This is a genomic window from Streptomyces sp. NPDC001549 (genome assembly GCF_042894025.1).
GTDB lineage: Bacteria > Actinomycetota > Actinomycetes > Streptomycetales > Streptomycetaceae > Streptomyces > Streptomyces kutzneri.
The window spans coordinates 1-24,135 of sequence record NZ_JBIAVJ010000005.1; the positions used below are offsets into that span (position 1 = coordinate 1).

Here is a 24,135-nt window from a genome sequence, read left to right on the forward strand (position 1 = left end):
TCCACGGCCGAGTACTCACACCATCACGAACGGCCGAATCGTCACACCGGTCACGGCTGACCAGGACATCTCACCAAGATCCTGTTACGAGCTCTAAGGATCTTGTCACTTGTCGCATGGGCGCAGACTAGTGCTAGTGATTTCCCGCGCTCACAGCGGTTCCGCCCACCCCATCGCCTTCGCGATCTTCGCGTTGTTCAGCTCCTCATGGCCATCGATGCATCCCTCGTACCGCCGGTGAATGACCTCCGGGGAGTTGCCGGCGCGGCGGGCCACCTCGGCGACGGGCACGCCCGCGTTCAGCCAGTTGGTGATGCAGGTGTGCCGCAGGTCGTACGGGCGGCGGGCCAGCGGCGCGGCTGCCCTGTCCGGAGGGAGCGCCAGAAGTCTCGCCTCCTGCCAGACCCTCCAGTAGCTGGAGGTGCCGAGCACTCCCCCACGCTCGTTGGCGAAGAGCCTGCCGTCGCCGGCCGTACCGAACTCCTCGACGTGGTCGCGGAGCATCGCCACCAGGAGCGGCGGGATGGGCACCGGCCGGTCGGCCTTGGCCTCTCGCGACTTGAGCCCGCGCTTGTCGTGGCGCTTCCCGGAGTCGGTCCACTTCTTGCCGGAGACCGGCAGCGTCTCCCGAAGCGTGAGCGTGCCCCAGCCGGTCTCGGGGAGAAAGCAGTCCTGCTCCCGCAGCCCGACCGCTTCCGCCGGCCGCATCGCCGCGTAGAGCTGGCAGCCGAAGAACGCGACCAGCCTCCGGCCGCGGTTCCGGTGGACGGAGCCGACATAGGAGACGGCGGTGAGGAGCTCCCTCCCCTGCACGGCATTGACCAGGACCCGGGGGTCCACCTGGTCTCCGCCCTTGGGCCCCGCCCGTTTCACCCCGGCGAGCGGGTTCGCGTCCAGGTAGCCCGACTCGATCGCATATTCCATGGCCGTGTTGAAGCCGCGTCGGCGCCGCTTGTAGGTCTCCCCGGCCGGCGGAGTGTCATCCAGCCTGAAAGAGAGCCTGTACTGGACGTCCCGGAGCACCCGTGGATCCGCAAGGTCCGAGAGAGGCCGGGAGTGGTGCGAGAGCCACAGACAGGAAGCAACGAGTTCGGGCCGGGGCTCCTCGCCCGCGTGGGCGGGTACGACTCCCCAGCGCACGGCGAGCCGCACCTCCTCCGGGGTCGGAGCTTTGGCACCGTCGCCCATCATGGCGATGGCCACGGTGGCGAGGCTGTCGGCCAGTCCCTCTCGGGTCTTCGCCGCGGCCGTCTTCCACCGGACCGCCATGTACTCGCGGCTGAAGTCCCACCAACTGGGGTCCGGCCTGACGTTCTCCTTGGCGGCAGCCGCGCGGAGTTCGGATTCAGGGAGACCGGAGTCCACGTCGAACAGCTGGCCCTTGGTCATGGCCTTCCACAGTTCCGAGCGGCGGCTCTCGGCTAGCGCGACCGTCGCGAAGGTGGCGTGCCGGACCTTCCCAGCAACGACCCAGCGCAGTTGGTACGGGGCCGACTTGCTCGAAATCTTGGTGATCTTCCAAATCCGGACATCCGTGGTCAGGGTGAGTTCGGCCGGCAGAACCGGGCCCGCGCCATTGCGCGGGCCCGGCACCTGCTTGGTCTTGCTGTTTCTCACGCAGCTTCCTCCAACGTTCCAATCCAGCGCTCCAGTTCAGAGCGTCGGATTCGCACCGCCCCGTTCGGGAGCTTGATGGCCTTGGGGCCCTTCCTGAGCTGTCGCCAGCGGTAGAACGTGGCTCGCGGCACGCCGATCTCTTCGATGACCTGGGGGATGGTCAACATCTCGTCACGCAGTGCGGCCACTGTTCCTCCACGGGGTAGATCGCTGGGCTACGGGACGGCGGGACGCCGCAGAAACCGCAGAATCCGCAGAAATACCGGGATCCCTGGCCTGACCTGCGGCGTTGGGGTTCTGCGAGCAGGCGCCGCAAAAATCGCGGGAATCTCCGCAGAAATAGGTGGCAGCCCGTGGCGTCAGGTGGCACCAGCAGCGGGCGCTGATTTCTGCGGGAGTTCCGGGGATTTCTGCGGCGGTCGCACCGCTGGGGTGTCGTCGCTGGTCAAGGTGGGCGACGATGGGTTTCTGCGGATTCTGCGGTTTCTGCGGCGGGGTACAGGGGGTGCGGCTCCGTCGGAGACTCACGCCTTGGGCTCCCGGACGTTCGGGTGGATCAGGTACCGAGGGGCGGGCGGACGTCCGCGCTTGCCGGTCCGGGGTGGGGTGTCGGTGCGGAGGTAGCCGTGTTCCTCCAGGAGCCCGAGGGCGGGCTCCAGCTCCGCGACGGTGGGGAATTCAGAGCGGGACAGCTTGGCGAAGAGGTCGCGGCGGGTGATGCTCTCCCACCCGTTGTGCTCCAGAGTCGTCAGCAGCGCGCGAGCCCGAGCGAGGGATGTGTCCGCGCCCATGAGGTCGAAGACGGTCAGAGCGTGGGCAGTGAAGTAGTCCGCGATCTCGATGGCGGCGCGCAGGGTGGCTTCGGTGATGGGCTCGTGGTTGCCGCCGTCGATGTGGGTCGCGAGGTGGAGGAGTCCGGCGATGCGAGCGGTGGCGCCGATGAGCTTGCCCGCCCACTTGTCGATGTGGCCGAGCCTGCCGCCCTTGGCTTTGAGCTGCGGCTCAAGTCGCTCCTCGTAGGCGATCAGGGCTCGATCGGCTTCCGGGGTGAGCTGGATGACGAGCGGGTCGGTCCAATCGGCCAGCCGAAGGGTGAGCGCGTACACGTTGCGCTCGTACGTCGCCGCCACGGCGGCCGGCACCTGGTCCGGGTTGATCCTCCGGTGGCCGACCAGGGATTCGGGCAGGCAGTACAGGAAGCGGGCCAGCAGGCCGCGGCCGTCGAAGCCGCGGTTCTTGCCGATCTCTTCGAGGACACTGGGCTGTACAGCCAGACCCATGGTGAGGGCGGGGGCTTCAATGAACTCCTCGCGGCTGCGGCGGTCGACTCGGAGCCGGTCGCCGGCGTGGCCTTTGAGGAAGACCTCCATGTTGGGGATGCCCGAGTAGCGCCCGGCGATGATGTCGAAGATGCCGCCCTCGGCGGACATGACCGCGAGCCTGCCGCCCTGCTCGGCGAGCAGGGTTGTGATGACCTCGGGGGTGGCGTCATCCGCGAGCAGTCGCGGGCGGGCGGGCACGGTCAGCGTCTCGGCCACCTGGGCGAGGCCGATGGCCTCGGCAATCAGGTTGTCTCGCTCAGGTCCCTCTGCCTTCGCGGCCTGGGCTGCGGTCTTGTCCGCTGCCTCGCGGGCCATCTTCGCGGTGACCTCGGCCTCCACGATCGTGAGGCTCGCACCCTCCACCAGACTCTTCTCCGCGTCGTAGAGCGGTCGGGTCATCGCGGCGAACACCGAGGACTTCCGGTTCGCGGGACCGAGCGCGACGACGACGAAGAGGTTGGTGGGCTCCCTCCAGCGACCGCGCACCTGGACCACGGCGCGACCGCCTGAGGCGGCGGACAGAACAGAGAGGGCCAGGGCTCCCGCCATGTCGGGCGGGGTCTGGGTCTCCTCGGCGACGGCGGCAACGTAGTCGCCGAGCCACCCGGGGAGGGCATGCGTCGGGAAGGGCGGGAGCTTGGGCTGGACGTTGAGCGGAATGGGCTCCGCCCACACGCCCGGGAGCGTCTCGGCGCCCAGGGCCAAGGCATCACGCAGGTCGTCGTCCGTGGCATCCAGGGACATGCCTGCCTGCACGATGCGGGTACCCGCCTCGATGCTGCGGCGGCGCCGAGCCAGCTGGTGGACGATCCCGGCGTAGTACTCGGCATTGGCCGTGCTGGGGACCGCCTGAACCACGGCGTGCAGATACGACCGTCCGCCGACCTTGCCGAGGACGCCGGCGTGGTCGAGGTAGTGGCCGAGGGTGATGGGGTCCGCGGCCTGGCCCTGGCCGTGCAGGTCGAGGATCGCGCGGTGGATCGTCTCGTGGGCCGGGCGGTAGTGGTCGGCAGGGTCCATCGCCGTGGCTACCTGCGCAGCGACCTCGGGCGCGAGCATCAGCGCGCCGACGACGGCCTGTTCGGCCTCCAGGTCGTGGGGCGGTACGCGCTCCAAGCTGCCAGCGGGTGCTGCCCGCAGGGGCAGCACGGAGGCGTACTGCTCCGACGCGGGTTCGGGTGTCATGCTGGTGGTCTCCTGTTTCTGTCGAAGGGACGGAGAACCGGGGCGGTCGCGGTCTTTGGCGAGAGGCGACCGCCCCGGGCGTTTCTCAGGTCATGCACCAGCCGGAGCTACAGCCGGTATCGCATTCGTCGAACTGCACGGTGTCGACCCCATTCGGGACGCATAGCCCAGGGGCACGTCGAACTGGGCCACGGGCGATGCGACCGGTCCGCAGAGATGGGGAGAGGGCGCATTGGAGCTCTTGACGGGAGTCATCGCCATTGCTGGAACGCTGCTGGGTTCGGTCGTCTCCCACACGCTGCAGTCCCGAACTGCCAACCGACTGCACTCAAGTGGCCAAAGTGCGGAGATCCGTCGCGAACTCCGCCAGGCAACTGCTCGCTTACTCGCTTCCGAGACGGTTTTCCGCCGCCTCCAGTACGACCGGTGGGGCTTGCGCGACGCTCCCGCACCGGAGAAGGACGCGGCAACCGCCGCCGCACTGGAGGCTCGATCAGAAGTGATCGCAGCCCTGGCTGAGGTCAAAATGCTGACCGAGGAGACCGACATACGCGCGCAGCTCGCTGAGCTGGCCGAGGCAACATTCACCCTGCACAACGCCCTCGACGAGGAAGACTTGGCGATGCGCTCCGCTCGTACCCGTGCCGCAGCGAGCGCCGTGGTCGACGCAATCGGCCGTGTGGTTCGATCAGGATGAAGACACCGCAGCACTGGTGATCACCCCTGCTAGTCGTTCACCCACTTCAGCTCATGACCGGTGAGGGCTTCGGTGGTCAGCACTGCCAACGCTCCTGACGTGATGTCGAAGGGACGGAGAACCGGGGCGGTCGCGGCCTTTGGCGAGAGGCGACCGCCCCGGGCACAGCTAGTGGTGCCGCTTCCAGAGGGCGTACTCCTGGCGGACGTAGCCGCGGGGCTCGCGGATGCTGTCCGGGTGGTCCGGGGTGTACGGGCCGTCGGCGTAGCCGCTGGGGCCAAGGCCGGCGGTCTGGTCGATGTCCATCAGGCGGCGGGCCGCTTCGACGGCGAGGGTGGCGGCGTCGCCGCTCACGGGGTCGTCGTCGGTGAGGGCGATCCGGTCCAGGAGCGCGGCCTTGCGGAGCCAGAACTCGCGGACATGGACGCCGTGCAGGCAGTCTCGGACTCCTCGGGCCGTCCATCCGATCTCGCTGATGACGCTCGGTGCGGCGGCGTAGGCGGTCGCGGGTGCGGGCCAGTGGCTCGGCTGCTGCTCGGCGGTGATGTACAGCCGAGCACGCTCGCCGTCACGGGTGGGATGCCGGCGGACCGGGCCGGTCGTGAACGTCTCGGAGAGGGCTTTGGTGATCTCGGGTACCTCGGCCGCACTGCAGATGACGCGGATTTCGAACATGGCTGGCTCCTTCACCCTCGGAAGTTGTTGCGCTTGAAGACGGCCCGGCGGATGTTGATGACCGTCCTGCCGTTGCCGCGGCCGTGGTTGGTGCCGAGGACCTGGGTGACGATGAAGCCGCCGAAGATGACGGCAGCCAGGATGACGAGCTGTTGGATGAGCGCGGCGACGGCGGCGATGAAGGTGGTCAGGAGCATCAGCCCGCCGCAGGCCGCGGCGAACCCGATGCCGCCGAGTGCGATGTTGACGGCGAGCGGGTTAATGGCCGGCCTTTCCGGGACCGGCTCGGGGGTTTTGGTCGGGGCGATGGCGTAGCCGGTGATGATGCGGCCGTCCGGGAGCTGGATGGTCTGGATGTCGGGGACGGCGTGCGGGTGGGCGGCCAGCGGGGCGGGCGTGAGGGGGACCGGGTGATAGGTCTCGGTGGTCTCCCAGCGGGCGGGGTCGTGGTGGTTCACGGCGGTGTCTCCTTATTCCGCGATGTCGGTGACGGCGGCAGCGGCGGACTTCACCAGGTTGGTGATGGGCTCGTAGGCGCCGGTCCCGGCGGTGAAGAAGCCGAAGAGGAACAGGACCATCGCGGCTCCGGCTCCGGCGGACTTGGACTTGAGGACGAAGAACGATCCGGCGCCGAAGAGCAGGACGGCGGAGATGGTGAACGTCATGGCGACTCCTGTCGGTGTGGGGTTCAGCGGGTGCCGTTGCGGTAGGTGCGGGCCCACAGGTTGTAGAGGTGGCGGCCGACGCGGATACGGATGCCCTGGCCGTCGCAGCGGCGGCAGTGCTTGCCGCGCTTGGGCTTGCCCTTGCGGTCGTGGGTGAGGGCGAAGCCGAGCCCGTTGCACTTGCGGCAGCGGCCGAACGGCGAGGCCGCGCACAGGCCCGTGTAACCGAGCGTGAACAGCAGGGTGAGGACGCTAGCGAGCAGGAAGAGGGTCACAAGAGGCCTCCAGGGCGGGATCCAGCGGTTTTCGCAGATGGGCCGCTATCTGCTAGCGGCCTGATCAGGTGGGACGCGGGCCGCTAGCGGGGTCGCTAGCGCTAGCGACGTCTGCTGCTAGCACTAGCGACCCCTGGGGGCTAGCCCGCGTCCCGCTTCTTGTCGCGCTCTGTAATCGCCTTGGCGATGTGGGCGCGTTCGATGCCGCGCTTGTTGACGGTCTTGCCGTCGATGCGGCGGCCGATCTGGTCGGTGCCGATGCCGTACGGCTTGAGCGCTGCCGTGAGCTGTTCGGCCTTGGGCTTCGGCTCCATCTCGGCCCACGGCCCGTAGACCTCGGGGCGGTGGTCGGCGAGCCGGTCCACGATGGTCTCGGACCAGATCTTGGTCTCGCCCTTGCCGATGACAGCGGCGATGTCGTCCAGGATCGTGGCGAGCGCGGCGTCGGCCGGCGCCTCTCCGGCGGCGTCGCCGGAGAGCGTGCCCTCCGACTGCCGGAGGGCCTGAGCGCGGGTGAGGATGGTCTCCGCGTCGCGGCCGTCGGCCAGGTAGGTGCGGACGATCCCGGCGTCGTCGGACATGCCCTTGAGCAGGCCGACTCCCTTGTGGGACTTGAGGAGCCGGGAGGCGTCCAGGCCCTCGCCGTACGATCCGGCGCCGAGGATGGTCTCCGACACCTGGTAGGCGCCGACGCGCAGGGCAAACCGGGCCTGGTGCTGGTCGCGGAGCACGGACGGGCAGGCGGTGTCGTCGGGCTTCTGGGTTGCGGTCATGACCGAGACGCCGACCGCGGGGGCGACACGGGCAAGGAAGACCAGCAGGTCAAGGATGGTCTTCCCGTGGACGGGGTGCATCAGGTACTCCTGCACCTCGTCCACGACGAACAGCACGAGCGGCATGTCGTACTTCTTGTCCCGCGAGATGGCCGGGGTGAGCTTGCCCTCCGGGCAGATGTGCAGCGGCAGTTCGGAGAGGCGGTGGTAGCGGTCCTCCACGTCGGCCTTGAGCTCCTGAAGCGAGTTGACCAGGTGCATGACCGGGTCCACCCCGCCCTGCGGGACGGTGCCGAATCCGACCCGGTGGGCGACCATCGAGAACTTCCGCCAGTCCGGGGACGCCTTTCCGTCGAACACGTACAGACGGACGTACGGGTCCAGGGCCGCGGCCAGCGCGATGGTGCGGGCGGAGAACGTCTTGCCCTGCCGAGGGACGGCGCCGACCAAGAGCGAGAGCCAAAGCATGCTGATCTCGACCACGGTGCCGCGCTCGTCCAGGCCCCAGGGGAACGGCTTCCAGAAGTCCACACGGTCCGCGCCGAGCAGCGGGGTGCGGCCGGTCGGGACGGCGAGCGGGTCGCGGTTGGCCACCCACATGGAGACCCGGCGTGAGCTGGTCGTATCGCGGTCCAGGAACACCTGCGTCTCGGCCACGTCGATGCCCGAGGCGAGCGCGTCGCGCTTCTTAACCGCGTCGGAGAACGTCTTGCCGTACGGCAGGTCCACGACGACGCGCCAGCCGTCGCCGTCCTGCCGGATGGGCTGCGGGAACGCGATGCCCTGGTCCGGCTTGGTGAGGCCGGCGGCAAGGAAGGCGCGGGTGACGATGTCGGAGGTCAGCTTGCGGTGGCGGAACTTCACCTTCGCCGCATCGATCAGCGGCCGGTCCGCCGGGGTGCCCGCCCAGCCGAGTGCGCCCGTGAGGGCGATCAGCGCCAGGGTCAGCAGCCAGTCCGGGGCCAGGACCCACATGGCCAGGGCCGCACCGAGGCCGATCACGCTGGCCAGGGTGGCGATGATGCCGCGCAGCTTCACCCGTGCGTCCCGCTGCCGGGAGAGCTTCAGGTACTCCCCCGCGTCCTCCGTACGTACGGCCGCCAGGCGGACCGGCAGGCCCTCAGCGTCGGAGACCCAGCGGCCGGTCGCACCCATCCAGCGGAAGGCGCCGCGCGGGGCGTAGGCCAGGAGCTTCGCGGAGTACACGGGGGTCCGCACCAGGTGGTACGCGCTGGTCTGCCCGTAGTGGCTGGCCGCCCACTTGGCGACGGCGGCACGCTGCTTGGCGGTGGTCAGCCAGTCTGGGAGAACCGGCCGGCGGGCTTTGTCCTTGGCTTCGATGGCTTCGGCGATCGAGGGCGGGAACTCGTGCTTGGGCGGGTCTACCGGGTCCCCCTCGGCGACGGTCCCGTCGTCGTCCGGGGTGTCGTCGGGGAGCTCCGCCTCCCACTCCCCCACCCTGGCCTCACCCGGGGCGAGCGGCTCGGTCTTGTCCTTCTTGGCGGGGAACGGCAGGACCGACGCCGACCCCGCGGAGTTCTGCGTGCTGTCCGGCTCTTCGTCCGGCTGCTCGATGACGTGGATCTCAGACACGATGGGTCTGCTCCCTCTGTGGAGTTGAGAAAGGGGCCCGGACGGCGCTTTGGACGGCCGACCGTCCGGGCCCCGCACGACGTGATCGGTGGAGGTCAGGCGGCGCGCTGTTCGGGGTAGGCGCAGGGCACGCACGCGCCGAGCGAGGCCGGGATGACGTATCCGGCGTCACGGCGGCAGGTGGGGCATGTCCGGCGGGCGGCGTTCGCCTTGGCGAGCGCGACAGCCTTGGCCTCGGTCATCGGCCGGACCGGGAGGGCCAGCTCGATGCGGTACAGGAAGGCGATCAACGGGCCGCGTCGGTAGCGAGGCCGCTCCAGTTGGGCGACGACGTCCTGGCCGCCGGGGCGCAGGCCGGCAGCGCGGAGCTGTCGGCGGGTGGCCAGTCCGTCCGGGGCGAGTCGCCACGGATAGACGGGCAGGGTCCCCATCAGCCGGTCCCAGAAGGAACGGCGGTCAGGTGGGGCCGGTCGGCTTCATCGCGGGCGGCGAGGATCTGCTTGCGGCCCCAGGACTCGCTCATGCCGTATGCCTCACCCAGCGCACGCGCGGAGAGCGGCCGTGCGGCCTGTACGGACTCGGTGTACGTACGGCGCGCGTCCTGCCGCATCCGCTCCAGCTCCGCCTCCTCGTACGCGGCCTGGCGTGCCTCCTCCTCGTCCGTGGACGCGGACGGTGCGGGAACATCGTGCGGGGTGTGAGGACTCCCCTCCCGCACGCCTGCCGCACGGGCGCTGAGCTGCGCGCGCTCCCTCGGAACAGGCAGGGCGGGGGCGGCCGGGGCTTGAGTGTGCGGACGGTCGAAGCCGCCCGCATCCAAGGTGTGCGGGTGCTGTGCGGGGTGGCCCGCACGCTCCCCGTACGGCCCGGCGTCCTGGGGTTCCGGGCGATGGTGGAGCACCTTGGCCACCAGGTCCGAACCGAAGTAGATGGAGCCGACGGGGAGGGATGTGGCCAGGAGTACGAGGGCCCAGTTCGCCGGGTCCCAGTCGGCCAGCCTGCTCCAGTCCACCGACTCCGAGTGCAACGCCGGGACGAGCCCGTGCACGTAGTTGAGGACCAGCGACGCGAGCGTGTACCCGGCGAGGACCCGCAGGGCGAACTTGCGGGCATCGTCGGTGAGGACCAGCGTGGCCACCAGGGCCAGGGCCATCAGCCCATCCACGACGAACGGGTAGAGCATGGCCGCCGTGGCGTCCGCGCCGATGGAGCGCGCGACATCCCGCAGCGCGTTCCACGACACCCGGAACGCCATGCCGACGACGCCGACCAGAGCGGCGACCAAGAGGGTCTTTGCGCCGCGGTTCATGCCGCCGCCCCCGTCCCGCTCGCCGCTCCCCGGCGGCCGGCACGACGACCGTTGACCGTCGCCCGTTCCGAAGTGCGGCTCTGAGCGGTCAACCACGGGGCGCCTTGGCGCTTCGCCCGGTACATCTGCTCGTCCGCCGCGCGCAACAGCTCGGAGAGGTCCGGCTGACCGGCACGCGGGTTGTAGCGGACCGCACCGATCGAAGCGCTGACTGTCAGCGAGTGCCCCCCGACCTCTACCGGGCGTTCCAGTTCAGAGGCCAGGCGGTTGAGGGTCTCGGCGAGCTGATTCTGGCTGTACGCAGGAGCCACAGCAGCGAACTCGTCGCCGCCCAAGCGGCCCACGACGGCCGAGTGGTCGACGGCCCATTCGCTCAGTCGCTCGCCAGCAGCACGGATGACCGCGTCCCCGGCGGCGTGGCCGTAGGTGTCGTTGATCTGCTTGAACTTGTTGAGGTCGATCAGACAGACCGCCCTCGGCTTGTGTGCCAGCCGACGCCGGGCCAGCTCGGTGAAGCCGTCCCGGGTCAGCAGCCCGGTCAGCGGGTCACGTCGGGCGGCCTCGATCCGGCGCCGCAGGCGCAGGCTGTGCAGAGACCATCCGGCCGCGAGCGGCAGGGCGGCGGACAGAGCTGTCAGCGTGTGGCTCATGCTGCCGCCCCCTTGCCGCCCTTGTACGCCGGGCGACGGCCGGCAGGCCGCCGCACCAGCGAGGCGATGTTGAACAGCTCCGGCGCGTTGGCCTCGATCACCTGGGCAGCGACCCGGCTCACGTCGTCGGGCAGGTCGGGGTACTCGGCGAGGATGTCGCGGGCCGCGTCCATGCGGGCCGCGCGCTCCTCCTCGCTCTCCCCCTCCACCCCGAGCCAGAGCTCCAGCGGGGTGCCGAGGGCCAGTTCGATGAACTCGTTCACGCTGACGGCCTCTTGGCCGCCGATGTACGCACGCATCGTCGTTCTCCTGAAGTCGAAGGGATGCCGGGGCGGTCGCGGTCTTTTGGCGAGAGGCGACCAGCCCCGGGGTTCAAGCCCTAGCTCGGTGAAGCGAGGCATCACCGACGCACCGTTGCCACGGCGCTCCGGCCCCGAGCCTGAAATTCGGGTGCGTCATCGTCACTGCTCTGACGCCAGCAGGGCGGCGCGTGCCGGGTGGCACCCCGAGGGGTGTTCTCCAGAGCCAGCACGCGGAAGAAGTGGCCGCCGACGACAACCCGTCGCCACGGGGACGGGGATCACGCCCCGTCTCGTCTTACTTGGCACGCTGTTGAGTTCTCAAAGAGCGAGTGCTTCCTTCAGACCCCTTTCGAGGGCCCTCCGGGCAGGGCAAATGACGGCTCGATCGCAGCTGCCTGCACGGCAGTTACGCCGGTTGAGACGCGTTTCCGACGAGCTCAACTCTGCCTCAGAGTGCACTGTGAGGCAGAGTTGCGCAAGCCCTTCTCGGAGTCGGAGCAGGGCGAGCGCTAGCTCTCTCTGTGCCGCTTGGGCACACTGAGGCAGTGACAGCGAAGAGACATGGGGTGCAGATGGTCGAGTGGACCGGCAAGCCCGCCTACCAGCAGGTGGCGGAGCAGCTGCGGCGGAGGATCGCGGCCGGCGAGTTCTCGGAGTCCCGCAAGCTGCCGTCCCTGGCAGACCTCCAGGCGACGTACGGCGTCACCGTGACCGTGGCTCGCGACGCCATCCGCCAGCTCAAGACGGACGGCCTCGCGGTCAGCCATCAAGGCAAGGGGGCGTTCTTGACCGCGGAGGCCTCCGACGCCGCGAAGCTCGCCAGCCCGGAGAACGCGATCGCTGAGCTTCGCGATCAGGTTGCTCGGCTCCAGGGCGAGGTCGCCGAACTCCGCGAGCGGGTCGTGGAGCTGGAGGAGAAGTAGCTCTCGGCGCGCGCCGGTCCAGCCGTCGCCGCCAGGGCGCGTGATGGGTTCACGAGCGGCTGCCGTTGTCACGATCTTGCCCCCTTCGTTCGGATCGAATGGAGGGCTCCGACCTGCGTCGCTAGGCTGTCGTTGCCCCTCTGCATCCTTTGTAGACCGGGCAGTTAAGTGACCGACAGATCCGCCATGTGGCCGCCAAGAGGCGGCCACATAGGCCGCATGAGGGGGGACGAGTGGGGCAGCGACCGAACGATCTGACACCGCATGCAAGCCCTCAGCACTACCTCGGCGCCGAAATGCGCGCCTGGCGCACACAGCGGGGGTTATCGCTGGGCAAGCTCAGCCGATCGATCCTGTTCAACACCAGCTACATGGCCCGCGTTGAGCGCGGCGGGCAGGCCGCATCGGCCGATCTAGTCCGGGCCTACGACGACGCGCTCGGCGCCGGCGGCTCGCTCGTCCGGCTACACGCATCGGTCCTCGAAGGGATCAGCCTTGAGGGCCTCCCCCAGGGGGATGTGGCTAATCGAGGGCCCCATGTGGCCAACGGCTCTGTGGCCCTGGCTGAGAAACCGGAGACTCAGGCACCGTCGGAGGAGGGGATGTCCGTCCCCGTTCGTTCCGATGACGGAAGGATCATCTTCGTGTCACTGTCCCGAAGGGCTCTGATTGGCGCGCTTGGCGCTGGTGCCGCCATCGCTGCAGCCTCCGACCTCTCAGCAGCGGCGAGCCCTGCCCCGCGATCCGATCTCATCGCCTCCGGGGCCGACCCCATCGAGCTCCTCCAAGCCACCCGACGCGTGCTGATCGACAACGACAACCTGTTCGGTCCCCATCGGGTGATACCGACGGTTCAGCAGCAGATCGCCGCCATCAAGGAACTGCGCGCGGATCGCCGCGGAACCGATCGCCGGCAACTGCTCCAGCTACAGACCCAGTACTCCGAGCTGTGCGGCTGGCTCTACCAGGACCTCGGGGACTTTCGTGCCGCCCAGCACTGGATGCGGGAGGCTCTGGAGGCTTCCCACATGGCAGGAGACGACGAGCTGACCACGTACATCCTGGCGCGCCGCAGCCAACTCGCTGGCGACATGAACGACCCGATCGAGGCGGTGGACGTGGCCGAAGCCGCGGAGGACCGAGCCGCGCCGAGGAGTCGTCTGGCCGCAGTGGCCGCGACGTACGGGGCCCACGGACACGCTCTCCGGAATGACCAGCTCATGGCACAGCGGGCGTACGAGCACGCGCGGGAGCTCCTCGCCAAGATGGACCCAGATCCCAGCTCACCGTGGGGTGTCTGGCTCGATGGCGCGTACATAGACGTGCAGCGGGCACACAGCCTCGCTGCCCTCGGGGACCACCACGGAGCAGCTGCCGGCTTCCGGGACGCCATCAGCCGACTGCCCGCTGGCTTCCACCGAGACCGAGGCGTCTACCTGGGGCGGGAGGCCGTGTCCCTGGCCCGCGCGGGCGAGGCCGAGCAGGCATCTTCCGTGGGACTGCAGGCCCTGGCCATCGCGAAGGAAACCGGCTCTGACCGCATCTCGCGGGAGCTCGCCCAGCTCGATGGGGTACTTGATCAATGGCATACGGTCCGTGGCGTGAGTGACTTCAAGGACGCTCTGACCGAGGCAGTACTACGCCAGGCCTGAACAGGCTCCCTCCGCCCTGACCAGCAACTGAAGGAGACCCCCTAATGCCCCGCCCGTATGTCCTGCTCAGCGTGGCCACATCCGTGGACGGCTACATCGATGACACCAGCACCGCACGCCTCCTGCTGAGCAACAGCGAGGACTTCGACCGGGTCGACCAGGTGCGTGCCGAGTCGGATGCCATCCTGATCGGCGCCGGCACGATGCGGTCCGACAATCCCCGGCTGCTGGTGAACAGCGAGGAGCGGCGCGCGGCGCGAGTGGCCACAGGAAAGCCCGCCTACCCGCTCAAGGTCACCATCTCCGCGAGCGGAGACTTGGACGCCGACCTGAAGTTCTGGCACCACGGCGGGGAGAAGCTCGCCTACACCACGGACGCGGGCGAGGAGAAGCTCCGCGAGCGGCTGGCCGGCCTGGCGGACGTGGTCTCCACGGGCCCGGCCATCGACTTCGGTGCCCTGCTGGACGACCTCGGAGCCCGTGGCATAGAGCGGCTGATGGTGGAGGGCGGCGGACAGATCCACACCGCCTTCCTCTCCCAGGGTCTGGCCGACGAGATCCACCTCGCCATCGCCCCCTTGGTCGTCGGCGACCCTGGCGCCCCCCGGTTCCTGAACCCCGCCACGTACCCCGGCGGCTCCACCCGCCGAATGCACCTCGCCGAGGCCAGCACCATCGGCGACGTGGTTCTTCTCCGCTACCTGCCCAAGCAGGAGGGCTCCGCGTGACGCACGCCGACGATGTGACCTGGATGGAACGGGCCATCGAACTCTCCCGCAAGTGCCCGCCAGCAGAGGGCGCCTTCTCGGTCGGCGCCATCATCGTGGGCGCCGACGGCGAGGAACTCGCCCACGGCTACTCCCGCGAGACGGACGCCCACGTCCACGCCGAAGAATCGGCCCTGGCCAAGCTCCCGGCGGACGACCCCCGCCTGGCCGGCGCCACGCTCTACAGCACCCTGGAACCCTGCTCGGAGCGCAAGTCCCGCCCCCTCACATGCACCCAGCTGATCCTCCACTCCCCAATCCGGCGAGTGGTTATCGCCTGGCGCGAGCCGAGTCTCCTGGTGGCCGACTGCGTGGGAGTTGAGAGCCTCCGCGCCGGGGGCGTGGAGGTCGTGGAACTCGCCGACTTGGCGAATAGAGCCCGTGTGGTGAACGCTCATCTGCTCACATAGCCGCCTGTCCCAGCCGGCCGAATGAGGCGCTGACCTGCAAGCACGTTCCGGATAGTGGTCAAGAACGCCGTCTGGACTGACCCATCAGGGGGCTGCAGCATAGGGGTGGTTCCAGCCCCTGGCGAAGCCGACTCCCGACCTCTCTGTATCGCTCAGCGCCGTACGCCCCTGACAGGTGGTGTGCAGCGGAATCCCGACCCTCAGCCCAAGCAACGCGGCGCGGGAAGCGCATCTCTCCAGGTCGCTCGCAGTGGCTCGGAACGCGCAGTGGCCACGCTTACCTACGCTATGTTCAAGTGGGGTCGGAATGCAGGATGTACGCAAACCACAACCTTCTCAAGCAATTCCGAGTTTGACAAGTTCGGCTTCTCAATCGCGTACATCATACCGGTAGGCGACTTATACCCAACGACACCGACCTGATACATAATCAGGGCTAGTCGCGCCCTGGTAGCAGGATACCATTGCTTATTGCTCTTAAACTCGTCATGGAATCGAGCATCCAGGAGAGTGCGACTCTCAATCAGCTCGGCAAGTTCCTTTCCAGTCATCTGCACCGAGGCCTCCTGAAATACCTGCTCCACAAACTTGTGAATGTCGGGATAGGTATCTCCGAAGTCGGCGTTGAGACTGAGGACCTTCTCTTCCGAGTAAGCCCCGAGGCTGGCCTTGATATGCTTCCGCGTAATAGGTTCGTCCCCTGCGGGCTTACCTGCGGCTAGATTACAAAGCGTAACCATGTCGCGAGGTCCACTTACGCAGTACTGCGTGCAGTAACGCGTAAACGTATCGAACTTACCAGCCCAGGAAAACTCCCTAGCCCAGAGCGCCTCTACTTCAAGACTCTGCGCGACTTCCATGCCCCGCCGATGCGCAATTCTTTTTGCGATGAGCTCTACCAAGGCATCGTGATCCCAAGTCAAGAAATCAATCACACTCCTGACCCTGTCGTATTCTTTCGGACGCTCAAACCATGATCTCCAGAGCCCGTGTTTCACGAACAGCACCGCGTGGAGTCTTTCCTCACCGTGATTGTTTATATCGGCGACCGCCCTTGCAACACCCTCCAGAAACAAGGGATTATCTGAAATCCCAGAGAAAACATCTTCGACGTCATCGATTAGTATGGCGCCCACTTTGCCTGCGTCCCGGAGTGCCGAGAGCACGTCGGCGATGAGTCGATCCAGAGTGGATTGCAACACACTCGCAGCGTCCCTCTGCAGGAGGGCACCTAGCTTCAGCGTGGCACCGGGGACTGTGAGGTCTATCGCGTTGGGGACTTGCTTCACGATGGATGTGGATACATCCAAAGCCTTCTTCAGAGCTGTGGCGGTCTTCGACTTTTGGGACTCGCTGAAGCGACGCGCAAACTCTCGAATGAGAATAGTAGCGACAGCATTCTTGGTTCGACCTGATGGTTCCCCAATCGTGGAGACATCCTGGCTGAAATACGCATGATCTGCATCGAAGTTCAGCACGTAGGAGTCTGTTTGGCTCTCCAGATGTCTGCGCAGCTCCGTCTTACCGCTCCCTTTAACACCCACAACGACTTGTTTGCCGGAAGAGCGCGACCCCCACTTAACGTGCTGTTCAAGGTCTCGAAAAACATGCTGCGCTGTTAACGTCTCTGCAGAATCGACTGACGCGTCCGCTTCGCCGAAGTAATTATCGAGGCGGGCCATCGCTACCCCTCCGCGCTGCCGTAATGAACACGAACGATACGCTGGATCCCACCGGCACACGCGTATAGATAGAGCAGTCTTGAGAATCTGTCCACGTTGATGAGCACTGATGACTTATGCTTCACCTTCAGTTTCGCATGGATTGTCTTAGCGTCGGGCACAAGAGGGAGACGTATGGCGCCAATGACCTTTTCCACGTCAGTCATCTGGGTGCCCGATTTCTCAAGCGCATTCCTGACGGATGCTTGCACGAGGAGATCAAAGGCTCTCGAATCCTGCACAGCACGTTCAGCCCGTTGGGCAATAGACACGGACCCATCACTACGGATCACTATCAAGTCAAGATCCGCCATAAAGGTCAGCAAGTTACTGATCGATTGAGCGGACATGTAGTGCTCGACGGCTGAGCCGTCACCGCGAATCCTCATTTCCTCCGGCCGGGCACGGAGGAGCTCGCGGATGATCTCTGAACGGCCATCCCATACTGGATGACTGGCAATCAGACACAATGTATAATTTACTCGCGTATGAGTATTCGCCATCAGTTCCCCCAAATGGGAGATTGAAAGGTGGGACTCATTTAGCACAACCGCTGAGGCCTTGACCTGCTCTGCTCGTAGACCTATAGCCTACTTTGGGGGCATGTGCTGCGCATGTGGAGACGTCATAGGCCCGGTTGCATAGGCGTAGGGGACGGACTCTCTCTCACCCGGTTGGCTGTCATCTATACACTTCTATCTGAGGCCCATGAGAGCAGCAGGCAGTGTCAAGGTTGCAGTCATTGAGCTGGTCTGGTGGCCTTTCAGCCCAGCCTACGCGTCGTGAACGTATGGCTCCTCACATCCAACTCAGCCCTCAAGGGCGCCCAAGAGTGGTCAGGCTGGACGTAACCATCGCCAGGTGATGCGAGGTGGCCCACGCTCGCCACTCCGCACCGCCCCCGGCCTTGGGCCTCTGCCGCGTGGCGCACTCCTTGAGCCGAGCGTCGCCCCACGAAGTTTGTGCGCCCGTCACAGGCCAGTACGAGGAGTCGACTAGGTCGGTGCTCAGGGTGAAGAAGTCATCGTTGCCGGCGCGGACTCGCGGATAGACGAAGACCTGCCACTCCTCGAGTGTCGTGTAGCGCATGTTTGGGTCTGGGGTCCCGCGGGACTTCACTGGCATCCGTGGATGCGTCACGCCGAAGTCTCCGAAGTCTGGTGGCCTTTCCTCGCACCCGCTCACGACACGCCGCCAAAGCTGCGCGTCGCGCCTGGCTACCGGCGTAGCTTGCCCTCTCGGAAATCCGGTCAGGTTGACTGGGAATGCCCCGGAGGCGACGCATTCCCGCCGCCAGCGCCACGGAGAGAGTGCCTTGAGGGCAGCCAACGCACGGTCGGCCAATCGATCGCATGCGAGGCTGGAGTCAACCGGCCCGGCGTCAATCAGCAGGTCGACCTCTTCCGGATCAAGGTGAAGAGCCCTGAGCAGGCCGCGGATCTGGCCGCAATGCGGCAGGGGATCCAAGCTATCGACTCCCACAGACAGGCGCAGGCAGGCGCCACTCTGGTGTGCGGCGATCGCCTGGAAGACCTCTGCCAGAACGTCTCGCGGATCTGTGCAACGAACGACTGGGCACATCAACACACCACGGAGACCGAGCGACTCACTAAGGCGGGCTATGGGGCCCCCAGAGTCGCCCTCAAGGACTCGCGCTGTCGGCAGGGCACCACTGTCTACGGTAAGCACAGCGCCCTGCGGTACCGCGTCCATCGCACGGTCGCAGAAGGTCTCAAGAACATCCCGCACGTCTGGGTCAGGGACCAGCTCCATGACGGGGCGGATGCACGAGCGGACCGCCGGCGTGACGTGCTCAAGGGCCAAGAACTCCCCTGCCTTGCCCTTAAGTATCGGAACGTAGGCCAACGGCTCCCCCAGCGCGCTCAGCACCAAGCCATGGATGTCTCGCTCACTCCAAACAGAGTGTGACGAAAACCCGCCATCCCAGGTAGAGGCACAAATCAGCCGCAGGGCTGATTCTCGTCCAAGCAAGATGTTGTGGGCCCAGGCACCACGGGATGAAACGACTGATCGTGTGAGTGGCGTGTGCGAAGGCCAGCGTGCTAAGTGTCGGCTAGCGTTTGCGCAGCTAGACGGCACATTCGAGAGACTCCCGATCATGCCCTCCGGAGCCGTGTGCGCAGGTTCGAATCCTGCCGGGGGCACTCCTGCTGGACCAGCGTGAAACATCCGCTGACCTGCACGAGTGCCAAGCATGAAGACCTGGACCCAGTCCCACTGAGTCCAGGTCTTTGTCGTTGTTACGCACTGATCGCGATAGACCTGCGATAGACACCGCCAGCCAGCCGGACGGCTGCCCTCACCGCGCACCTGGGCACCCAGGTTTCCACAACCTGACGAGGAATGGGCGGGGTACGCGACACACCCTCAGCCCCCTGAGTACTGGCTGCCGCAGCTCGAACAGCGGCGGCGAGCCCACTGAACAGTCAGGGTCAGCGTGGACCGCACCTCCCCCACCCTCCTAGCCGCCCGAGGTGAGGGTGGCGGCCAGTAGGCGGGCGCTCGCGGGGACGCCTCCGGTCTGTTCAGCATAGCCCGCGTGAGCCTGGTCCAGGGTGGGCATGAGGCTCGGTGCGCGGTCGGTGGGGGCGCGGTCTAGGAGCGTGGTGCCGGTCTCGGCCTCCTGAGTGGGGGCGTAGCCGGCCGTGCGGAGGGCTGACAGCGTCTCCTCCGGCGGGGCCGTGGAGATCAGGACGGTGGGGGCGATCCGGCGCAGGCGGAGTTTGGTCAGGCCGCGGGACTGGGCCACCTCGGCGATCAGGGTGGTGTCGTCCGAGCGGATGCAGCAGGCGGAGTGGACGACCTTGAGCTGGCCGTGGGTGCGGGCGGTGTCCTTGATCGTGTAGGCCAGCGGCTGCGGCAGCGGGGTGCCGCGCTCGCTCGCGATGGTGAGGCGGTCGAGGAGTTCGTCCGCGCTCCAGCCGGCGTCCAGGGCCCGGCGGATGGAGGTTGCCGTGATGCGCCAGACCACCGCGTGGCCCTCGGACTCGATGTCGCCGACTGCAGAGAGCAGGTCGGCGAGGGCAGGCGCGGGCGCGCCGGTGACCGTGGCGGTCAGGTCGCTCTGGAACCGGGCCGTGTCGCTGGGCTCGGGCAGCACTGCGTACAGCTCCTCGCGGAGGGTGGCCACCGCGTGCGCCAGGGCGGGGCGGAGGGAGAGGTCTTCGCCCAGGCCGTCCGAGCCGCGGGCGGACGGGTCCGCGCCCGCGCCGGGCACTGCCGGGTAGTGGTGGGCGGCTCCCGCCTCCAGCAGGTGGCACAGGGCCCGCCCGGCGGGGGTGAGCGCGCCGTGGGCGACCACGCCGAGCAGGGCCGCCTCTGCCAGGGTGGCCGCCATGCGGTCGAGGACTCCGTCCAGGCCGGTCAGCTCCCCCGTGGCGTCTGCGGCCAGGTGAGCGCGCAGGGCGGGCTGGAACCATGCGGCCAGGGAGAGCAGTTCGGTGTATCCGCGCGCGTTCCCGGTCAGCCCGTGTCCGTCGGGGAGGACGGCGAGCGCTCGCAGGATCCCGGTGCGGAGGGTCACGGCGTCCTCGTCCTGCGGGCTGATGAGCGCGACCGGGGTCTCGTCGGGGTCCGGCCAGTGGCTGAGGATGGCGGGGACCACGGCCCAGGCGGCCAACAGCGGCAGCAGTTTGCCCGGGGGTGGAGAGGCGGCCCAGATGTCGTAGCGGTCGCTGGGCAGCAGCCGGGCGGAGGGCTTGGGGGCCTTGGAATTCCGGCGGCTCCGGGGAGCAGGGACCCGTTCGTCGTCCCGAGGCGCGGCCAGTCCGGCGTTCACCGCGAGGTCCAGCCACAGCCGGGTGTCGGCCTCATCGGCCCCGGACGCCTTGGCCAGCCGCCGGGTGTCCCGTACGGCGATCCCGCCCGCCTTTCGGATCGCGATCGGCTGCGCGGCCAGGGCCCGCAGGACCAGTTCGGCCCGCCAGGCGGCCGCTGCGGCGGCCGTGCCACCCTCGCCCTCCCAGCCGGAGGGCAGCGGCGCGGTGGCAGTGAACTGTTCGGGTTCCAGCCGGGGGCTGGGTGCCGCGCTCCCCTCGCGGAGCGCACGGGCGACTTCGTAGGGAAGCTCCACCAGGTCGAGACCTACGGGGACCAGCAGCCCGCGCCCGGCCAGCCAGTCGGTGCCCTCGTCGCCGCTGCCGCCCTCCCGGAAGACGTACTTGGCGTCCGGGCCTGAGTACTGCTCCCCGTATCGGCCGGCGAAGCAGTGGGTTCGCAGCAGCGGCGGGCCGGGTACCAGGTGGTCCAGCAGCTCCAGCGCCCGGACCGGGGCGTCCGCCACCAGTGCCCGCACCCGGGCGGGATCGGCGAGAAGGTCGGTGATCAGTTCCTGGGCCTGGTCGCGGGTACGGGCCGCGCCCTCGCCGAAGAGGTTTGCGGCGATCCGCTTGACCTCGGGGGCGTTGTAGGCGGTGGTCAGCAGCCGGTCGGCCGTACGCCCGTAACCGTCGAACCCGGCGGCGCGGACGTGCAGCAGCGGTGGGAGCGCCAGTTGGCCCTTGGGCGCGGGGAGCAATAGCGCGCGCTCCCGGAGCTGGGCGAGTGTGTGCTCAGCCCGTCGCCGCTTCTCCCCCGGCGCGAACCAGGACAGTACGTCCCGCTCGGGCACCAATCGGTCCGCTGGTTCCACCGGGGGAACGGGCTTCCGCTGTTGCCAGGGATACCGGGGCCCTTCCTCGGCCTCGCCACCGGCTACGGGGCCGTGCCGCTCCAGAGCAAGGGCGGCGATGGAAGCGAGCAATTCCAGTTCTCCGGCGGTGCCCGCCATCAGGCCCTGGCCCACCGACTCATCGGTGAGCAGGTGTTCGGCGAGCTCGCGGAGGGTGGCGATCCGTCGGTACCCGGCGGCGAGCGGCAGATCCCGCTCCTCCAGCAACACGGTCAGCCGCTGAGGATCCAGGGTTCCCAGCCATTTCACAAGGGCGGTACGCGCATTCACCCGGCCAGGCTAGCGCCGTCCGGTCACCCCGCGGGGGTGAACCGGGCCCGTCACCTCGCCGCCGCGCAAACGGGCTTCGATGTCCGGAAGGTTCTGAGAATGCGGTCGATGTCTCCCGCCACTGGGCACCCGAGGCAGGTACATCACCATGACCACCGTGGCGGTTTCCCCTGTCTACCGCCAGGCACGGACAAGGTCTTCCGGACCCCAGTGGGCCGCAAGAGGCAGATCGCCCTCGACACCACAACGGGACACGGCCACCAGCGCCGTGCCCGGCTCGGCACCGGGCACGGCGAGCATGTCTCGTACCAGGGCGTCGTACTCACGTCGGCCGAACGGCTGCGACTCCAGCCACTTCACCGAGCCGATGAAGTGAATCCGCCCTGCCACGGATTCGCGGTCGGCTCCGATCAGGTCGATCTCCGGGTTGTTCTGCCGGTTCCACCAGCCCCCGACCGCCTCCGTCTGCGGCCACCTCTCATCGGGCAACAGGCGTAGCAGCGACTCGCGGACGACCGGCTCGACGGCCCGGCCCCGCCATGTCGTCCACGACCGCTCGATGCGCTCCAGCGCCAGATCACCACGCCCGCGCTCGATGAGCGGGATCCCGCGCTGCAGGAAAGCCAGCCAGAACCGCAGGTACGGATCGGCGATGCGATAGCGCTTGTTCTTGCTGTCCGCCTTGACCGAGAGCGGCAGGTCAGCGGCCAGGACCCGCTTGGCCAGCAGAGTGTTCAGCAGCGGCGACAGCGTGCCTGAGGGCAGCGCACCCGCACCACCGGCCTGTGCCGCAATGGTGGAGAAGGTCCGCTCGCCGCTGCCGACCGCTTCCAGGATCGCGCGCGAGTGGGACGCCTCGGGAAACTCCCCCAGCAGCGACAGTTCGCCCGCCACCAACAGCGGGGCAAGCGGGTTGGACACAGCCTCGCGCAGGAAGTCACTGCGGCTCATCCCCGGGCGCCAGGACTGAACGATCTCCGGGAACCCTCCGGTGATCAGCAGCGCGTCCACCGCTTCCGCCGCGTCAAGGCCGGTCATCGCCTGCACATCGGCCAGATGCAGCGGCTGTACGGTCATCTTGGCCGCCCGGCCGAAGAAGGGTCGGCCATAGGACTGCAGCGCCTCCATCACCGACATGTCACTGCCGACCAGGATCAACAGGACAGGCTTGGCGGACAGGTGCCGGTCCCAGACCGTCTGCAGCGCCCCCTCGAACTCCCCGTCCTGTTCCACCAGCCACGGCACCTCGTCGACCACCACAATGCTCGGGGCATCGTCCGGAACCGCGACCGCCAGGGAACGCAGTGCCTGGTTCCAGTCGGCGGCCTGCAACCCGGCCACCAGCTCAGCCCCGGGCAGAGCAGAATGCGCCAGCGTCGCGGCGAAGTCCGCCCGCTCGGCCACGGCGTTGCGTCCCCGGGTCGCCTGGAAGACCACGTACGGAACCCCGGAACGGTCGCAGAACTCCTGGACCAGACGAGACTTGCCCACCCGACGTCGGCCCGTCACGATCACAGCCTGACCACGCGTGGCGCCCGTACCGCCGGCCACCAGGCCCAGCTGCCGAGCCAGCTGATCCAGGTCGGCAGACCTGCCCTTGAACTCCATCAACGCCCAATCCCCCGGCACGCCTGAAACATAGATTCGATATTACGTAGATTGAATCTTACTTAGATTCTAGCTCGCTTCTGGCGGTCCTGGCAGCAGCCTCGCCGAAACGGCGGGAAAGGGATCCGCGCGCCGGCGCCTCAGCCACCGGAGTCCACACCCTTTACATTTTGCGACATTCAGTACATTTCCAAGTCGTGGGACATGCGTGGGACGGCAAGCCCGACAACTCATCAGCCAGGTGTCTGGCCTGGGCAAACGCCTGGGTCCGGTCCGGCCTCCGGAGCCGTGTGCGCAGGTTCGAATCCTGCCGGGGGCACTTCGCAGGAAGTGCCCAAAGACCCCGCCATCAGCGCCTTAGCTGAGAGGGGGTCTTCGCGTATGCGCAGCCAACTGCCGCCGTACGCAGCCCATATCAGGACCTGTGGACTATTCGTGGACAGGATCTTGGATCGTTTCCGCGGGTGAAGTCCCTCTCCTGAGCCGCGTCCGCTGCTCGTCGTTCTCGGGTCCCGGTGTTGGAAGATGTGCTCAGGGGTGGGGCAGGAGCTTGGCTGAGGGGCTGTGACGCCGGCTTGGGGCGCCGCCCTCGGATGAAGTGCATGGACGACCTGGAAGATCTCGTGGATGTGACCACGCTCGCCGTCGCACTCATAGGCGTCGGAGGAACGCTGGGCGGCACCCTGGGCGGGGCAGTTCTCAGCCGGCGCGCCGGCCGAGCCCAGGCGGCGGAACAGAACCAGCGCGCCGACCGTGAACGCGAGGAGGAGCGCGCAGAGCGGGCACTGCACGCCAAGCGCGACCTCTATGCCCGCCTGAACACCGCAGCTCGCGCTTACCGGGTCGCCGCCCGAGACGCCGTCGAAGCTGCCGACGCTTCGAGCAGGCCCGACTGCGGATGCTCGCCGCGCTCGGCGACGCACGCGACAGCCTCGCGCACGCACTCGCCGCGGAGCGGGCCCGGTCTGCCTGAAGAGCTACCCGCACTACCGGACGGGCAAGGAGTGGTCCCTCCCAGGCACGGGCCCCGC

22 protein-coding genes and 1 tRNA gene are annotated in these 24,135 nt (G+C 67.7%); 6 read left to right on the plus strand and 17 right to left on the minus strand.

Translation table 11 applies throughout. From position 1 onward, the window contains the following. Positions 1–150: 150 nt before the first annotated feature. The 3 genes from ACFY04_RS10085 to ACFY04_RS10095 form a co-directional block, all read right to left on the minus strand. The gene (locus tag ACFY04_RS10085; RefSeq protein ID WP_389116016.1) at positions 151–1,593 is read right to left on the minus strand and encodes a tyrosine-type recombinase/integrase; all 1,443 of its coding nucleotides are present in this window, start codon (positions 1,591–1,593) and stop codon (positions 151–153) included. Between the two features lie 20 nt (positions 1,594–1,613). Further along, a complete protein-coding gene (locus ACFY04_RS10090) occupies positions 1,614–1,805 on the minus strand; it encodes a helix-turn-helix transcriptional regulator (RefSeq protein WP_389115474.1) in 192 nt (63 codons plus the stop codon). Positions 1,806–2,141: 336 nt separating this feature from the next. Continuing rightward, positions 2,142–4,124, minus strand: a complete 1,983-nt coding sequence (locus tag ACFY04_RS10095) for a DUF3987 domain-containing protein (RefSeq protein WP_389115476.1) — start codon at positions 4,122–4,124, stop codon at positions 2,142–2,144. Positions 4,125–4,356: 232 nt separating this feature from the next. Between ACFY04_RS10095 and ACFY04_RS10100 the strand changes: the two genes are divergently transcribed. Beyond that, on the plus strand, positions 4,357–4,821 hold the full coding sequence (locus tag ACFY04_RS10100; protein WP_389115478.1) for a hypothetical protein: 465 nt from the start codon (positions 4,357–4,359) through the stop codon (positions 4,819–4,821). Positions 4,822–4,989: 168 nt separating this feature from the next. Here ACFY04_RS10100 and ACFY04_RS10105 read toward each other — a convergent pair whose 3' ends face one another. The 9 genes from ACFY04_RS10105 to ACFY04_RS10145 all read right to left on the minus strand — a co-directional run bounded on the left by ACFY04_RS10105 (position 4,990) and on the right by ACFY04_RS10145 (position 11,060). After that, positions 4,990–5,496 carry a hypothetical protein gene (locus ACFY04_RS10105; RefSeq protein ID WP_389115480.1) on the minus strand — a complete coding sequence of 169 codons (507 nt, stop codon included), beginning with the start codon at positions 5,494–5,496 and terminating at the stop codon, positions 4,990–4,992. A gap of 11 nt (positions 5,497–5,507) precedes the next feature. Beyond that, the gene (locus ACFY04_RS10110; protein WP_389115481.1) at positions 5,508–5,954 is read right to left on the minus strand and encodes a hypothetical protein; all 447 of its coding nucleotides are present in this window, start codon (positions 5,952–5,954) and stop codon (positions 5,508–5,510) included. Positions 5,955–5,966: 12 nt separating this feature from the next. After that, positions 5,967–6,161: a hypothetical protein gene (locus ACFY04_RS10115; protein ID WP_389115483.1), complete on the minus strand. Its 195-nt coding sequence runs from the start codon at positions 6,159–6,161 to the stop codon at positions 5,967–5,969. Between the two features lie 23 nt (positions 6,162–6,184). Next, positions 6,185–6,436, minus strand: a complete 252-nt coding sequence (locus ACFY04_RS10120; protein ID WP_389115485.1) for a hypothetical protein — start codon at positions 6,434–6,436, stop codon at positions 6,185–6,187. A gap of 140 nt (positions 6,437–6,576) precedes the next feature. Beyond that, on the minus strand, positions 6,577–8,802 hold the full coding sequence (locus tag ACFY04_RS10125; protein WP_389115487.1) for a cell division protein FtsK: 2,226 nt from the start codon (positions 8,800–8,802) through the stop codon (positions 6,577–6,579). Between the two features lie 95 nt (positions 8,803–8,897). Beyond that, positions 8,898–9,233: an RRQRL motif-containing zinc-binding protein gene (locus tag ACFY04_RS10130; protein WP_389115488.1), complete on the minus strand. Its 336-nt coding sequence runs from the start codon at positions 9,231–9,233 to the stop codon at positions 8,898–8,900. Beyond that, a complete protein-coding gene (locus ACFY04_RS10135; protein ID WP_389115491.1) occupies positions 9,233–10,111 on the minus strand; it encodes a DUF2637 domain-containing protein in 879 nt (292 codons plus the stop codon). The genes ACFY04_RS10130 and ACFY04_RS10135 overlap by 1 nt, the downstream gene beginning before the upstream one ends. Next, positions 10,108–10,761: a GGDEF domain-containing protein gene (locus ACFY04_RS10140; RefSeq protein ID WP_389115492.1), complete on the minus strand. Its 654-nt coding sequence runs from the start codon at positions 10,759–10,761 to the stop codon at positions 10,108–10,110. Before ACFY04_RS10140 ends, ACFY04_RS10135 begins: the two co-directional genes overlap by 4 nt. Continuing rightward, complete coding sequence (locus ACFY04_RS10145; RefSeq protein ID WP_389115494.1) at positions 10,758–11,060, minus strand: hypothetical protein; 303 nt, start codon at positions 11,058–11,060, stop codon at positions 10,758–10,760. Before ACFY04_RS10145 ends, ACFY04_RS10140 begins: the two co-directional genes overlap by 4 nt. A 548-nt stretch (positions 11,061–11,608) precedes the next feature. On the opposite strand from ACFY04_RS10145, the gene ACFY04_RS10150 reads away from it, so the two are divergent. From ACFY04_RS10150 to ACFY04_RS10165, 4 genes are all read left to right on the plus strand, one after another. Beyond that, a complete protein-coding gene (locus ACFY04_RS10150) occupies positions 11,609–11,986 on the plus strand; it encodes a winged helix-turn-helix domain-containing protein (protein ID WP_352163607.1) in 378 nt (125 codons plus the stop codon). A 233-nt stretch (positions 11,987–12,219) separates the two neighbouring features. After that, positions 12,220–13,638 carry a helix-turn-helix domain-containing protein gene (locus ACFY04_RS10155; protein WP_389115497.1) on the plus strand — a complete coding sequence of 473 codons (1,419 nt, stop codon included), beginning with the start codon at positions 12,220–12,222 and terminating at the stop codon, positions 13,636–13,638. A 44-nt stretch (positions 13,639–13,682) separates the two neighbouring features. Next, complete coding sequence (locus tag ACFY04_RS10160; protein WP_389115499.1) at positions 13,683–14,366, plus strand: RibD family protein; 684 nt, start codon at positions 13,683–13,685, stop codon at positions 14,364–14,366. Further along, a complete protein-coding gene (locus ACFY04_RS10165; protein ID WP_389115501.1) occupies positions 14,363–14,815 on the plus strand; it encodes a deaminase in 453 nt (150 codons plus the stop codon). The genes ACFY04_RS10160 and ACFY04_RS10165 overlap by 4 nt, the downstream gene beginning before the upstream one ends. 281 nt (positions 14,816–15,096) lie before the next feature. On the opposite strand, the gene ACFY04_RS10170 is transcribed toward ACFY04_RS10165, so the two are convergent. The 5 genes from ACFY04_RS10170 to ACFY04_RS10190 form a co-directional block, all read right to left on the minus strand. Beyond that, positions 15,097–16,497: a P-loop ATPase, Sll1717 family gene (locus ACFY04_RS10170; protein ID WP_389115502.1), complete on the minus strand. Its 1,401-nt coding sequence runs from the start codon at positions 16,495–16,497 to the stop codon at positions 15,097–15,099. A gap of 2 nt (positions 16,498–16,499) precedes the next feature. Next, on the minus strand, positions 16,500–17,051 hold the full coding sequence (locus ACFY04_RS10175) for a hypothetical protein (RefSeq protein ID WP_389115503.1): 552 nt from the start codon (positions 17,049–17,051) through the stop codon (positions 16,500–16,502). A 301-nt stretch (positions 17,052–17,352) separates the two neighbouring features. After that, positions 17,353–18,753 carry a beta family protein gene (locus ACFY04_RS10180; RefSeq protein ID WP_389115505.1) on the minus strand — a complete coding sequence of 467 codons (1,401 nt, stop codon included), beginning with the start codon at positions 18,751–18,753 and terminating at the stop codon, positions 17,353–17,355. Between the two features lie 265 nt (positions 18,754–19,018). Continuing rightward, positions 19,019–21,496, minus strand: coding sequence for a helicase-associated domain-containing protein (locus ACFY04_RS10185; RefSeq protein WP_389115508.1), 2,478 nt, complete (start codon positions 21,494–21,496; stop codon positions 19,019–19,021). A 174-nt stretch (positions 21,497–21,670) separates the two neighbouring features. After that, positions 21,671–23,104, minus strand: a complete 1,434-nt coding sequence (locus tag ACFY04_RS10190) for an ATP-binding protein (RefSeq protein WP_389115510.1) — start codon at positions 23,102–23,104, stop codon at positions 21,671–21,673. Between the two features lie 260 nt (positions 23,105–23,364). On the opposite strand from ACFY04_RS10190, the gene ACFY04_RS10195 reads away from it, so the two are divergent. Beyond that, a tRNA-Ser gene (locus ACFY04_RS10195) sits at positions 23,365–23,423 on the plus strand. The last annotated feature ends 712 nt before the right edge of the window (positions 23,424–24,135 follow it).